The organism is Paenibacillus cisolokensis (genome assembly GCF_050481165.1).
Classification (GTDB): domain Bacteria; phylum Bacillota; class Bacilli; order Paenibacillales; family Paenibacillaceae; genus Paenibacillus_AH; species Paenibacillus_AH cisolokensis.
Genome location: NZ_JBCNFP010000005.1, coordinates 75,848 through 88,399 on the forward strand (window position 1 = coordinate 75,848; position 12,552 = coordinate 88,399).

A 12,552-nucleotide genomic window follows, 5' to 3' on the forward strand; every position below is an offset into this window, starting at 1 on the left:
GCAGATGACGATGGATTTGAATATTCGCAACATCTATTGCATCGGACGCAATTACCGGCTGCATGCGCTGGAGCTCGGCAATGCGGTGCCGGAAGAGCCGATGGTGTTTACGAAGCCGTCCCACGCGGTCGTGCCGATGGACGGCGGAACGGTGGAGCTGCCCGGCGGCCGCGGCGCCGTCCACTTCGAGCTGGAGATCGTGCTGCGGATCGGCAGCCGCTGGGAACCGGGGGCGGATGCGGACCGGTGCGTCGATGCGATGGCGCTCGGACTCGATCTGACGCTGCGCGATGTGCAGAGCGCGCTCAAGGAGAAGGGCCATCCCTGGCTCGACGCCAAAGGATTCCGCGGATCGGCGCCGTTGACCGGCTGGCTTCCGTATCCCGGAGAGGCCGAGCTTGCGAAACGCGAGTTCGTTTTGCTGCGCAACGGAGAAGAGGCGCAACGGGGCAACCCGCGGGATATGCTGTTTCCGATTCCGGCGCTTATCGCCCATATCGGCGAACGTTTCGGACTCGGCCCCGGAGATCTGATCTTTACCGGAACGCCGGCAGGCGTCGCCGCCTTGCAGGACGGCGATACGCTGGAGGCGCTGTGGGAAGGCAAGCCGGCCGGCAGCTGCCGGATCAGGCTGGTGTAATGCCTGCTGGATAAAGCGTCAACGGCTTTACCTTCTGAAATGCAAAGAAGCGGACCGGCGCGGCGTCAAGCGCCGCAGCGATCCGCTTCTGAATCTATATAATCGGCCTTTACCGGCCGTTGAACGCCTTCAGCATCCAGACATGGTTTTCCAGCCCTTTCTGGATGTCGACAAGCATGTCGGCTGTCCGCTCGTCGCCCTGGCGCTCGGCGATCGCCGTCGCGTCCTGCAGCTCGCCGATCATAAGCGAGTAGTCGGCGATAAGCGCATCGACCATTTGCTCGGCCGTCTCGTTTCCTTCCGCTTCCTTCACGGTTGCGGTCTCAAGAAACTGTTTCATCCGCGACACCGGACGGCCGCCGATGGCAATCAGCCGTTCGGCCAGTTCGTCGACGCGAAGAGCGGCCTCCTCATACAGCTCTTGAAACTTGGCGTGCAGCGTGAAAAACTGCGAGCCTTTCACATACCAGTGATAATGGTGCAGCTTGATGTATAATACGCTCCAGTTGGCAATTTGCCGGTTCAACGCTTCATGAATGGTTGTCATAATGGTTTCTCCTCCTTTTATTAACGTATGACAATGGCCTATGCGCAGGGCGCGCCTTTACGCCGTCACGGATTCGTGCCCGAGCGCCTCCAGGTAACGCTCGCAATCGAGTGCCGCCATACAGCCGCTTCCCGCCGCTGTAATCGCCTGGCGGTAATGCCGGTCCTGCACGTCGCCGCAAGCGAATACGCCGGGAACATTCGTTTGCGAAGTGCCGGGAACGACCCGGATGTAGCCTTGCTCGTCCGTATCGATCTGCCCGTTCAAAAATCCGGTGTTCGGCGTATGGCCGATCGCGACAAAAATGCCGTCCGCCTCCAGCAGCTCCTCTTCGCCGGTGCTGTTGTTCAGCACTTTCAATCCCGTTACGCCATGGTCGCTTGTGACCACTTCAAGCGGCGTCCGGTTCAGGCTCCAGACGATTTTGTCGTTCGCACGCGCGCGCTCCTGCATAATTTTGGATGCCCGCAGTTCTTCCCGCCGGTGGACGACGCGCACCTCCGATGCGAAGCGGGTAAGGAATGCCGCTTCCTCCATCGCCGAATCGCCGCCGCCGATCACGATGATCCGTTTGCCGCGGAAGAAGAAGCCGTCGCAAGTCGCGCAGGTGCTGACGCCCCGTCCGACATTCTCCTTCTCGCCGGGAATGCCGAGGTATTTGGCCGACGCTCCGGTGGACAGAATGACGGTTTCCGCTTCCAGCCGTCCGATTCCCTCCACATCCAGGACGAACGGACGCTGTCCCAGTTCGATGCTGTTCACCCAGCCGGTCTTGAACACGGCGCCGAACCGTTCGGCCTGCCGCCGCATGTTGTTCATCAAATCCGGCCCCATAATGCCGTCGGGAAATCCGGGGAAGTTCTCGACCTCGGTCGTCGTCGTCAACTGTCCCCCCGGCTGAGGTCCTTCCAGCACGAGCGGGGCCAGATTGGCGCGGGCCAAATAAATGGCGGCGGTGAGACCGGCCGGACCGGTCCCGACGATGATCGTTTTGTGCATGACAGTCCACCTCTGTTTCAGATTCAATAATAAGTACTAAATTAAAATTATTATAATTAAGGTAGTTTGTCAATACCTTTTACGCAAATTCATTTACCGCTTCACGCGCGCCGCGATCGCAACAAAAACCGGCATCGCCTCCGTATCCGATACGGGAAACGAATGCCGGCCGTCGCGGCTGCCGTCGCTGGTTCATCCCTGTTCTAGGACGTCCGGACAAGCTTGATATAATAGGTACGGTTGCGGGGGCCGTCGAATTCGCAGAAGTACAGGCCCTGCCATCGGCCGAGCAGCAGTCTGCCGCCGCTGATGATGACCGTCTGGCTGGCGCCGGCGGTCAATGCTTTCAGATGGGAAGCGGTGTTGCCTTCGGCGTGCCGGTATCGCGGATGCTCCCACGGATATACTTCGTCGAGGCGCATCAGGATGTCGTGCTTGACGTCGGGATCGGCGTTCTCCTGAATCGTAATGCCTGCGGTTGTATGGGGGCAGTAGACGACGGCGATGCCTTCTTCAACGCCCGCTTTGGCGACGGCAGCCGCCACGGTACGCGTAATGTCGATCATGTCGTCGCGCCGCGTTGTCCGCAGTTGTTCGGTAATCAACATATAGCGAATGCTCCTTTCCTGCGCAAATGCGATCGTGCCGGACGTACCGGAGTTATCCCAAATTTTGCATGATCCCGGCGGCGCTGTCAAACGGCCCGGCGCTTATTCGCTTATTGGGCAAACGAGCCTATACGGGTTATAATATACAGGTCAGAATAATTTAGGCAGTGAAGGAGAATCGGTCATGTCGTCCGACACGGAAAATCGTCAAGCGGCGAAAGGCGCCGTTTCGGACCCGCCCGTGACGGTAGCCGGCCCGTCGGCATCCGATCCGACGAAAGCCGGCCCGTCGGCGGCCAACCCGCCGGAAACCGGTGCGGCGAAAAGCGGTACAGCCGGGACGATGATCCGCTTTGGCGCAGTGGGCGTGCTGAACACAGCCGTCGATGCGGTGGTGTTCGCGCTTCTGTACGCATGGGGCGGGGCGCCTTATGCGGCTGCGCAGACGGCCGCTTACGGCGCGGGCATGCTGAACAGCTACATATGGAACAAGCGATGGACCTTCAAAAGCCGCAAGCGCGGGAATGCGCGCGAGTGGTTGTCCTTCCTGCTCGTTAACGGAATGTCGTACGGCGTATCGATTGCGGCGCTTTCGGCCGCGTATGAATTGGCAGGCTTTTCCATAGGCTGGTCCAAAGCGTTGTCCGTCGTATCGTCGCTCGCCGTCAATTATGCCGGGAACCGTTTTTGGGTTTTTCGCCCGTCGTCTGTCGTTACCATGGAAAGGAGAGAATCGTAAGTGAAACATACGCGTATTCGCAAAGCTATCATTCCGGCAGGGGGACTCGGCACGCGTTTTTTGCCGGCGACCAAAGCGCAGCCCAAAGAAATGCTGCCGCTCATTGATAAGCCGGCCATTCAATATATTGTCGAAGAAGCGGTTGCCTCGGGCATCGAGAGCATTATGATCGTCAGCGGCCGCCACAAACGGGCGATCGAGGATCATTTCGACAAGTCCGTCGAGCTGGAAGGAGAACTGGAAGCGCGCGGCAATGAAGAACTGCTCTCGCTGGTGCGCGGCATCTCCCAATTGGCGGATATTTGCTATGTTCGCCAGCGCGAGCCGCTCGGACTCGGGCACGCCGTACTATGCGCCCGCAGCTTTATCGGCGACGAGCCGTTCGCGGTGCTGCTCGGCGACGATATTTTGATGTCCGATCCGCCTTGTCTGCGGGAGATGATCGAGATTTACGAGGAACGCCAGTCGTCCGCCGTCGCCGTTATGGAAGTGCCGTGGGACCAGACGCATAAATACGGCATCGTCGATCTGGCCGATAACGGCACGCATCCGTTTGTCCGGGAATTGGTGGAGAAGCCGGCTCCCGGCCAGGCGCCGTCCAACCTGGCCGTCGTCGGACGCTATGTGTTGGACCCTGCCATTTTCCAAATCCTTGAGCAGGCGGAACCCGGCAAGGGCGGGGAAATTCAGCTGACCGACGGCTTGCAGCGGCTGAACCGGGAACGGCCGATTTCCGCTTACCGGTTCACGGGACGCCGTTACGATGTCGGCGACAAGCTCGGGTTCGTACAAGCGACGATCGATATGGCGCTGGAACGGGAAGATCTCGGCGAGGACGTCCGGCGTTATTTGTTGGAACGGCTGCAGCCGTTGCCCTGGTAACTTTTTATACGATTCCTCATCATCGCCGACCAAAGCCGCCAAAGATTTGCAGTCATGGCGGTTTTTTCTCGTGAAGAAAACGCCGGTTGTACCGGGTTCACGGGTAGAGGTTCGGCGTATTTTCCGATATGATAGAGTAGTTAATGGATATGGAGAGGTTGTAGCCCGATATGAAAGTACTGCAATGTCGGCAATGCGGAAGCGAGCAGACGGCAGAGGATGCCATATATTGCAGCAGATGCGGCAGCCGGCTTCGGCCGACTCCGGCGTACGGTTCCGAGGGCGGCCGGGATATAGGAGTGCCGGACAGCGCGTTGCGCGAGACGGCGGCGGGGCTGGAGCGAATCGGAGAGCGGGAGCGGGCCGGTTCGTCCGGGCGCCGGTCCGTCATGCTGGCGATGCTTGTCCCGCTGCTGCTGCTGATCGCCGTGGGCGCCGGCTTATATTCCTACTACCGGTATGAAATGAACGTAAATGCGGAGGCGCTCTCCTTGCATCGGGAAGCGGCCGACGAAGCGCTCGCCGGCCGCTACGGGCAAGCGATCGCGCTGCTGCGCAATGCGCTTGCGGTCCGGCCCGGCTACGAGGCGGCCCGCACCGATTTGGAGATTGCGGAAAAAGCGGCGGAGCTGGAAGCGGCGCTCAACAGTGTCGCGGCACGGATGCAGAAGCGGGAGCTGACCGCGGCGGAACAGGCCCTTATTAACGTGGAAGAGGGGCTGAAGCTGCGCACCGAGCCCGTTTTCGATCCGATTCGCCAGCAATTGAAGGACCGGCAGGTGATGTTGACGGTCATGAAGGTGAAGGCGGAGCTGGACGAACTGGATACGATGGAAGAGCTGACGGAGAAGCTGAACCTGACCTTGAACCTGAACGGCAAGGAAGCGGAGGAGCTCCGCCACCAGATTGAAAGCAAAATTGTGGCCGTCACGATCAAGAATGCGGAGGAACTGCTGCATAAAAAGGCGTTTCGCGATGCGGCGCAAGCGGTCGAAGAAGGGCAGCGCCATGTGGCCGACAGCCCGAAGCTGACCGAGCTGAAACAGCGTATCGAAGAGGAAAAAAGGCTGTACGAAGAAACCGAGCGGCAGCGAATCGAGGAAGCGATGCAGAAAGCGGCCGAAGAAGATTTGAAAAACGAGACGGCCGCCGTCGAAGTCGTCAGCTTCCAGGCCAAGCTCGATCCGTACGGCGACGTTCAGGTCCACGGGGAATTGAAAAATACGGCGACTCGGGCCATCTATTCGGTGTTCGTCGAATATTCGCTTTGCGACGATGAAGGCCGGATCGTCGGTTCCGGCAAAGTCGGCACGACGCCGGAATATATCGAGCCGGGAGAAACGATGACCTTCGAAGACAAAGCGTTCGGCGTATATGCCGAAGTAACGGTCAAGATCGACCGTATCACATGGTATTTGGATTAGGAGGAAGACCGTTGTGAAGCGAGAATGGTGGGCTGCGCTCGCTGCCAGTCTGCTTATCGCGGCAGGAGGAGGATGGGCCGCCTGGACGCTGGGAGAGGCCGTTCCCGCCGGACTGGACGGGAGACCGCTGCTGGCGGCGGTCGGAACGGCAGGCGAGAAGCAAGCGGGGAAAACGATAAAGGACATTATATTCGAAACGCAAAAGCAGGTCGTCATGATCGAAACGCCGACAGGCTCCCAGGGGTCGGGTTTTCTGTACAATTGGCAGGGGGATGTGCTGACGAACGCGCATGTCGTGGCAGGCAGCCGGACGGTCAAGGTAAAGACGGCGGATGCCCGCGAACTTCGGGGCGAGGTAATCGGGATCGGAACCGATACCGATATCGCGGTGGTGCGGGTGAAGGCGCTTGAAGGAACGGAGCCGCTGTCGCTGAAGCGAAGCGCCATGGCGGAGGTGGGCGACGAGGTGGTCGCCGTCGGCAGCCCGCTCGGGTTGCAAAACACGGTGACAACGGGCATTATAAGCGGAGTAGGCCGCCACTTCGAAATCGGCTCGTTCCGCTACCGGGATATGTATCAAATTTCCGCTCCGATTGCTCCTGGCAACAGCGGCGGTCCGCTGGTAGACCGGATGACCGGCTCCGTCATCGGCATCAACTCCGCGGGTGTCGAGAAAAACGCGATCGGCTTCAGTATGCCGATTGACAACGTGATCGCCATGGCCGAGGAGTGGTCCGCCAATCCGATGACCGAGCTGCCGGGCATTTCCGCCGATATCGGCACAGACGAGGGGTCCGAATTCCAGCTTGATCAGATGGCGGAGTATCTGGTCAGACATTTCTATGACAGTCTGAACAGCGGAGACTATGTCTACGCTTATACGCTGCTCGGGAGCGAATGGAAGGAGAAGACGTCCTACGAAGCTTTCCGGGAAGGCTACTTGCAGACGAAAAATGTGAAGCTGGACAACTTGCGCGTTGACGTGATCGGCAACGAGACGGCCGATGTCACGGCGATCATTACAGCCGACGAACGGTCCGAAGGGACGACGCGGGTCCGGAAATACCAGGTTTCGTATCGCGTCGGCTACGAGAACGATCAGTTGAAGCTGCTCGACGGAAAAGGACGGGCAATCGATACGGACAAATAGCGGCGGGTTCATGTACGTACAAGCTGTGCCGTGCGATGCGGATGGGTAAAGATTGACGAAGGAACGAGGTGCACCGTTGAAGGACCGGGACATACCGAAGTATATGATGCTGAAGAAGGAAATCATGTCTTGGATAACCGGCGGACAGTTCAGGCCGCACGACAGATTGCCTTCGGAAAACGAGCTTGCCAGGAGATTCGGCCTCAGCCGGCAGACGGTTCGCCAGGCGCTGGGCGACATGGAACAGGAAGGGACGCTTTACCGGGAGCAGGGAAAAGGCACTTTCGTTTCGGGTTCGCCGGCGGCCGATCGCCGTAAAGGCGGTCATCCGGTGGTCGGCATGATTACGACTTATATATCGGACTATATCTTCCCGACGATCGTGCGCGGCGTCGAATCCGCGCTGCGCGAACGTGGCGCGAGTCTGCTGCTCGCCAGCACCGACAACGAGAAGGACAAGGAGCGCGAATGTCTGGAAGCGATGCTGAAAGAACCGCTGTCCGGTCTGCTGATCGAGCCGACGAAAAGCGCGGAAGGCAATCCGAATTTCCATTACTTTATGGCGCTGGAGACGAAAGGCATTCCGTACGTCATGCTGAACGAGCGGTACAGCGATCTGGACGCGCCATGCCTCAAAGTCGATGACGAGCTTGGCGGATATCGGGCCGCGGAGCATCTGATCGAACTCGGCCATCGCCGGATCGCCGGCTTTTTCAAGACCGACGACTTTCAGGGCGTCCATCGGATGAGGGGCTTCTTGCGGGCGCATCGCGAGCGGGGGCTGCCGGTGTTGCCGGCCCATCTTGTCCGCTATGCGACAGAGGACAAGCGGACGGGGCCGGCTGCGGAGCTGGCGCGCATGCTGGCGCTTTCGCCGGAAGAGCGCCCCACCGCAATCGTGTGCTACAACGACGAGCTGGCGGTTCTGCTGCTCGATGTGATTCGCGGTCACGGGTTGTCCGTACCGGAGCATCTGTCGATCGTCGGCTTCGACGACTCCGCGCTCGCGACCGCGACCGAGGTCAAGCTGACGACGCTCGTTCATCCGAAGACGGCGATGGGGGAAGACGCGGTCCGGATGCTGATGCGGCTTCTTGCGCCGGACGGACGGTCCGGGGCCGAAAAGGATATCGTTTACGAGCCGGTGCTCGTCGTGCGCGGATCAACACGTCCGGCCGAATGAGGCCGGCTTTTCTCATGTCCGCCGAAAAAAGTTGGTGACATACTTGTACGTACAACTTATAATAAGGGCAGGAGCATATAAGTAAGGCAGGAGCGCGCAAGTAAGGCAGAAGCACGCATATAGGTCAGATGCGCGCAAGTAGGCCAGGAGCGCGCGATTGAGGCAGGAGCGTGCAAGCCGCCCGATCGCAGCGGAGGGCACCCGCAAGGAGAGGAGAGGAACGGAGGCAATGCTGGAAGCGTTGAAGCAAGCGGTATGGGAAGCCAATATGGCGCTTCCCCGGCACGGGCTGGTTACCTTTACATGGGGAAATGTAAGCGGTATCGACCGGGAAAACGGGCTGGTGGTCATCAAGCCGAGCGGCGTTCCGTACGACCGGCTGCAGCCCGAGCAGATGGTCGTTGTCGATCTGGACGGACGGATTGTGGACGGGACATTACAGCCGTCCTCCGACACTCCGACGCATGTGCGGCTGTATAAGGCGTTTGCCGCGATCGGCGGCATCGTTCATACGCATTCGCCATGGGCGACGAGCTGGGCGCAGGCCGGCCGGGGCATCCCGGTCATGGGCACGACGCATGCCGATTATTATTACGGCGAAGTGCCATGCACGAGACCGTTGACCGCGGCGGAATTGAATGGGGCGTACGAACTGGAAACCGGCAACGTCATTGTGGAAACGTTTCGGACGAGGGGAATCGATCCGGAGCAGGTTCCGGCGGTGCTTGTCCATTGTCATGCTCCGTTCTGTTGGGGGACCGATCCGGACAACGCGGTGCATAACGCGGTCGTGCTCGAGGAAGTGGCCAAAATGGCGCTCCATACGCTGGTTTTGAATCCGTCCGTCCGATCGATTGACGGCCATTTGCTTGACAGACATTATTTGCGAAAGCATGGAGACAGCGCTTACTATGGCCAAAACAGCCGGGCTTCGAAAGGAGGAACGCTGTCATGAGTTCGAAATACGCCATCGGCATCGATTACGGAACCGAATCCGGACGCGCCGTACTGGTCGATTTGGCGGACGGTACGGAAATCGCCGAGCATGTGACGCCTTACCGCCATCTTGTAATTGACGAGCGGCTGCCGGAATCCGGCATTCCGCTGGGGCGCGAGTGGGCACTGCAGCATCCGGCCGATTATGTGGAAGTGCTCGAGCGGTCCGTTCCGGCGATCATGCGGGAATCGGGAGTCGATCCCGCCGATGTCGTCGGCATCGGCATCGATTTCACGGCCTGCACGATGCTGCCTGTCGATGCCGAGGATACGCCGCTCTGTCTGCTACCCGAATATCGGGACAATCCGCACAGCTGGGTGAAGCTGTGGAAGCATCATGCGGCGCAGGACGAGGCGAATGCGATCAATGAGATTGCCCGCCGCCGGGGCGAGAAATTTCTGGCCCGATACGGCGGCAAAATATCGTCGGAATGGATGATCGCCAAAATATGGCAGGTTTTGAATGAAGCGCCCGACCTATACGAGGCGGCCGACCGGTTCGTAGAGGCGACGGATTGGGTGGTGGGCCAGATGACAGGGCGGATTGTCCGCAACAGCTGCACGGCCGGATACAAGTCGATCTGGCACAAGCGGGAAGGCTACCCGTCCCGCTCATTCTTCAAGGCGCTGGATCCGAGGCTTGAGCGTCTGACGGAAACGAAGCTGCGCGGCGAGGTGCTGCCTCTCGGCTCCAGGGCGGGAGAACTGACCGCCGCAATGGCGGAACGGATCGGATTGCGCGCCGGAACCGCCGTGGCGGTCGGCAATGTCGACGCGCATGCGGCCGTGCCGGGAACCGGCGTCGTAACGCCGGGCAAGCTGGTGATGGCGATGGGCACCTCGATCTGCCATATGCTGCTCGGCACCGAGGAGAAGGAAATCGAGGGGATGTGCGGCGTCGTCGAGGACGGCATCATTCCCGGATTGTTCGGCTACGAGGCCGGTCAATCGGCGGTCGGCGATATTTTCGCCTGGTTCGCGGACGAAGCGGTGCCCGCCTATGTGCGGGAAGCGGCGGAACGGGAAGGCGTCGATGTGCATGCTTACCTGGAACGTAAGGCGGCGGCGCTAAAACCTGGCGAATCGGGGGTGCTGGCGCTGGATTGGTGGAACGGCAACCGCTCGATTCTCGTCGACACTGATTTGTCGGGTTTGTTCGTCGGCTTGACGCTCGCGACGAAGCCCGAGGAGATGTACCGCGCGCTGCTGGAAGCGACGGCGTTCGGCACTCGCAAAATTATCGAGGCGTTCCAGAAAGGCGGCGTAGCCGTCGACGAGCTGTACGCCTGCGGCGGGCTGCCCCGGAAGAACCGTCTGCTGATGCAAATTTATGCCGATGTGACGAACCGGGAAATTAAAGTGGCGGCCTCCAGGCAGACGCCGGCGCTGGGAGCGGCGATGTTCGGCGCGGTAGCGGCCGGTTCCGGAAAAGGCGGCTATGACAGCATTGTGGAAGCGGCCGCGAAAATGGCCAGGGTGCGGGAGGAAACGTTCAAGCCCGACCCGGCGAATGCGGCGATTTATGACGAACTGTATGCGGAATATAACCGGCTGCACGATTATTTCGGCCGCGGGGGCAACGACGTCATGAAGCGGCTCAAGGCGATTCGGGATCGGATGCGTTCGGTGAACGAGACCGTCGAAACGCCGCCGGCCGTCAATTCGTGACGAAGACGAGAAGCAGCGGAATGCGTAGTGGGGCTGTCCCCATAAGTGAATTCTAGTAAGTGAAAAAGCATCTTCGGCCCCGCACCGGCAGGGGTTCGAAGATGCTTTCGTTCTGTTTCCGGACAGGCGTGCCGCAGCGAAAGCGCGTCAAGCGGAAGTTTTAGCGCGCAATTCCGCGATCAGCTCATCGACAGCCGCATCGAGCCTAAGCTTCAAATCGGATTCCAGCACAAAACCGCCCGCTCCGTCCGCGCCCTCGGCGCGGGTTACCTGACTGTCGACGGCGTAGACGCCGCTGACGAAACGGCGGGCGCCGAGCACCGACAAAATCGGCTTCAGGCCGTACTCGATGGCGAGCAGATGTGCGATCGTACCGCCGATAAACAGCGGCATGACGATTTTGCGTTCCAAACCTTTTTGCGGCAGAAGATCCAGATACGTTTTCAGAATGCCGCTGAATGATGCCTTATAAACGGGACTTGCCACAATCACGGCATCGGCCTCCGCGACGAGGCGGTTGGCCGCTTCGATGGCGGGGCTGTCCCACCGGGCGAGAACGAGATCTTCCGCCGGCAGGGAGGACACCTGAAGGTCCGTCGCGACGATGCCGGTTTTTTCTTTCAGGGCGCGCGCGACGTATGACGTCAGGCCGGAAAGTCTGGAAGCGGGGTTCGGGCTTCCGGATATGATCACTACGCTGCTCATGCTGCTTCAACTCCTTCGACAAGGCGTGTCGCAAGCAGAAACGACTCCGTCGTCCCTGTCTTTAGGACAACTAATAAATACTTTTATTTTAAAAAAAGACCGCCAGCGGCCTGATGCCACCGGCAGTCTTGTAAGCGGCCTGATTATGAGAGGGCTGCTTCGTAGCGCTTGCCCACTTCTTCCCAGTTCACGACATTCCAGAATGCCGCGATGTAATCCGGGCGTTTGTTCTGATATTTCAAGTAATAAGCGTGCTCCCATACGTCCAGACCGAGAATCGGCGTGTCGCCTTCCATGATCGGGCTATCCTGGTTCGGCAGGCTGTATACTTTCAGCTTGCCGTCCTTCGAAACGGCGAGCCATGCCCAGCCGCTGCCGAAGCGGGTCGTGGCCGCTTTCGTGAATTCTTCCTTGAACTTGTCGAAGCCGCCCAGCTCGCGATCGATTGCCTCAGCCAGCTTGCCGGAAGGCTTGCCGCCGCCGTTCGGTCCGATCGTGACCCAGAACAGGCTGTGGTTGGCGTGGCCGCCGCCGTTGTTGCGCACAGCCGTGCGGATCGATTCCGGTACGGCGTCGAGGTTCGCAATCAGCTCTTCGACCGATTTATTTTGCAGTTCCGGAGCCGATTCCAGCGCCGCATTCAGGTTCGTAACGTAAGTATTGTGGTGACGGCCGTGATGGATTTCCATCGTTTGGGCGTCGATATGCGGCTCGAGCGCATTCGTGGCGTAAGGCAGTGCAGGCAGTTGATGTGCCATCGATAACAACCTCCCGAATAAAGTAGTTTGTCCAAGCTCATTATGACGCAACAGTTCGAATAAATCAACACTTATGTTGCAAAAGTCGAGCGGACTTGTTTTTGCCTTGAACTAGCATGGTAATTTTTCGAACCTCTTATACGATTCTGACGAAAAATGATGTCGAATCGACATGAAAACGCTTAAATTAAAGCGTTTCCAATCAATTCGGTCAATATATTCAAACTTTTTACACTAGCGTTGCATCAAAGAG

The 12,552-nt window shown here is 59.2% G+C and carries 13 protein-coding genes; 8 read left to right on the forward strand and 5 right to left on the reverse strand.

Annotated elements, in window-relative coordinates:
* The first annotated feature begins 10 nt into the window (after nt 1-10).
* Nucleotides 11-640, forward strand: a complete 630-nt coding sequence (locus ABEV74_RS01240) for a fumarylacetoacetate hydrolase family protein (protein ID WP_430142897.1) — start codon at nt 11-13, stop codon at nt 638-640.
* A gap of 109 nt (nt 641-749) precedes the next feature.
* Here ABEV74_RS01240 and ABEV74_RS01245 read toward each other — a convergent pair whose 3' ends face one another.
* The 3 genes from ABEV74_RS01245 to ABEV74_RS01255 form a co-directional block, all read right to left on the reverse strand.
* On the reverse strand, nt 750-1,187 hold the full coding sequence (locus ABEV74_RS01245; RefSeq protein WP_430142899.1) for a Dps family protein: 438 nt from the start codon (nt 1,185-1,187) through the stop codon (nt 750-752).
* A 57-nt stretch (nt 1,188-1,244) separates the two neighbouring features.
* A complete protein-coding gene (gene trxB / locus ABEV74_RS01250; protein WP_430142900.1) occupies nt 1,245-2,186 on the reverse strand; it encodes a thioredoxin-disulfide reductase in 942 nt (313 codons plus the stop codon).
* 203 nt (nt 2,187-2,389) lie between these two features.
* Nucleotides 2,390-2,794 carry a secondary thiamine-phosphate synthase enzyme YjbQ gene (locus ABEV74_RS01255; RefSeq protein WP_062496086.1) on the reverse strand — a complete coding sequence of 135 codons (405 nt, stop codon included), beginning with the start codon at nt 2,792-2,794 and terminating at the stop codon, nt 2,390-2,392.
* Between the two features lie 184 nt (nt 2,795-2,978).
* Here ABEV74_RS01255 and ABEV74_RS01260 point away from each other — a divergent pair, with 184 nt between their 5' ends.
* The 7 genes from ABEV74_RS01260 to ABEV74_RS01290 all read left to right on the forward strand — a co-directional run bounded on the left by ABEV74_RS01260 (nt 2,979) and on the right by ABEV74_RS01290 (nt 10,836).
* A complete protein-coding gene (locus ABEV74_RS01260; protein WP_235593264.1) occupies nt 2,979-3,533 on the forward strand; it encodes a GtrA family protein in 555 nt (184 codons plus the stop codon).
* Complete coding sequence (galU, locus tag ABEV74_RS01265) at nt 3,534-4,415, forward strand: UTP--glucose-1-phosphate uridylyltransferase GalU (protein WP_430142902.1); 882 nt, start codon at nt 3,534-3,536, stop codon at nt 4,413-4,415.
* A 170-nt stretch (nt 4,416-4,585) separates the two neighbouring features.
* Complete coding sequence (locus ABEV74_RS01270) at nt 4,586-5,839, forward strand: FxLYD domain-containing protein (RefSeq protein ID WP_430142903.1); 1,254 nt, start codon at nt 4,586-4,588, stop codon at nt 5,837-5,839.
* A 13-nt stretch (nt 5,840-5,852) separates the two neighbouring features.
* Nucleotides 5,853-6,989: a S1C family serine protease gene (locus ABEV74_RS01275; protein WP_430142905.1), complete on the forward strand. Its 1,137-nt coding sequence runs from the start codon at nt 5,853-5,855 to the stop codon at nt 6,987-6,989.
* Nucleotides 6,990-7,065: 76 nt separating this feature from the next.
* Complete coding sequence (locus ABEV74_RS01280; RefSeq protein WP_062496079.1) at nt 7,066-8,172, forward strand: GntR family transcriptional regulator; 1,107 nt, start codon at nt 7,066-7,068, stop codon at nt 8,170-8,172.
* 229 nt (nt 8,173-8,401) lie between these two features.
* The gene (araD, locus tag ABEV74_RS01285) at nt 8,402-9,127 is read left to right on the forward strand and encodes an L-ribulose-5-phosphate 4-epimerase (RefSeq protein WP_062496077.1); all 726 of its coding nucleotides are present in this window, start codon (nt 8,402-8,404) and stop codon (nt 9,125-9,127) included.
* Complete coding sequence (locus ABEV74_RS01290) at nt 9,124-10,836, forward strand: ribulokinase (protein ID WP_430142907.1); 1,713 nt, start codon at nt 9,124-9,126, stop codon at nt 10,834-10,836. The genes araD and ABEV74_RS01290 overlap by 4 nt, the downstream gene beginning before the upstream one ends.
* Before the next feature lie 147 nt (nt 10,837-10,983).
* Here ABEV74_RS01290 and ssuE read toward each other — a convergent pair whose 3' ends face one another.
* Both ssuE and ABEV74_RS01300 read right to left on the reverse strand, forming a co-directional pair.
* Complete coding sequence (gene ssuE, locus ABEV74_RS01295; RefSeq protein WP_062496074.1) at nt 10,984-11,541, reverse strand: NADPH-dependent FMN reductase; 558 nt, start codon at nt 11,539-11,541, stop codon at nt 10,984-10,986.
* Between the two features lie 143 nt (nt 11,542-11,684).
* Nucleotides 11,685-12,299, reverse strand: a complete 615-nt coding sequence (locus tag ABEV74_RS01300) for a superoxide dismutase (protein ID WP_062496072.1) — start codon at nt 12,297-12,299, stop codon at nt 11,685-11,687.
* Nucleotides 12,300-12,552: the final 253 nt, after the last annotated feature.

Excerpts from the sequence above, each read along its gene's own strand:
- araD (WP_062496077.1), top strand. The coding sequence starts at position 8,402 with ATGCTGGAAGCGTTGAAGCAAGCGGTATGGGAAGCCAATATGGCGCTT.
- trxB (WP_430142900.1), bottom strand. The coding sequence starts at position 2,186 with ATGCACAAAACGATCATCGTCGGGACCGGTCCGGCCGGTCTCACCGCC.
- ABEV74_RS01290 (WP_430142907.1), top strand. The coding sequence starts at position 9,124 with ATGAGTTCGAAATACGCCATCGGCATCGATTACGGAACCGAATCCGGA.
- ABEV74_RS01260 (WP_235593264.1), top strand. The coding sequence starts at position 2,979 with ATGTCGTCCGACACGGAAAATCGTCAAGCGGCGAAAGGCGCCGTTTCG.
- ABEV74_RS01300 (WP_062496072.1), bottom strand. The coding sequence starts at position 12,299 with ATGGCACATCAACTGCCTGCACTGCCTTACGCCACGAATGCGCTCGAG.
- ABEV74_RS01240 (WP_430142897.1), top strand. The coding sequence starts at position 11 with ATGGATTTGAATATTCGCAACATCTATTGCATCGGACGCAATTACCGG.
- ssuE (WP_062496074.1), bottom strand. The coding sequence starts at position 11,541 with ATGAGCAGCGTAGTGATCATATCCGGAAGCCCGAACCCCGCTTCCAGA.
- ABEV74_RS01255 (WP_062496086.1), bottom strand. The coding sequence starts at position 2,794 with ATGTTGATTACCGAACAACTGCGGACAACGCGGCGCGACGACATGATC.
- ABEV74_RS01270 (WP_430142903.1), top strand. The coding sequence starts at position 4,586 with ATGAAAGTACTGCAATGTCGGCAATGCGGAAGCGAGCAGACGGCAGAG.
- ABEV74_RS01245 (WP_430142899.1), bottom strand. The coding sequence starts at position 1,187 with ATGACAACCATTCATGAAGCGTTGAACCGGCAAATTGCCAACTGGAGC.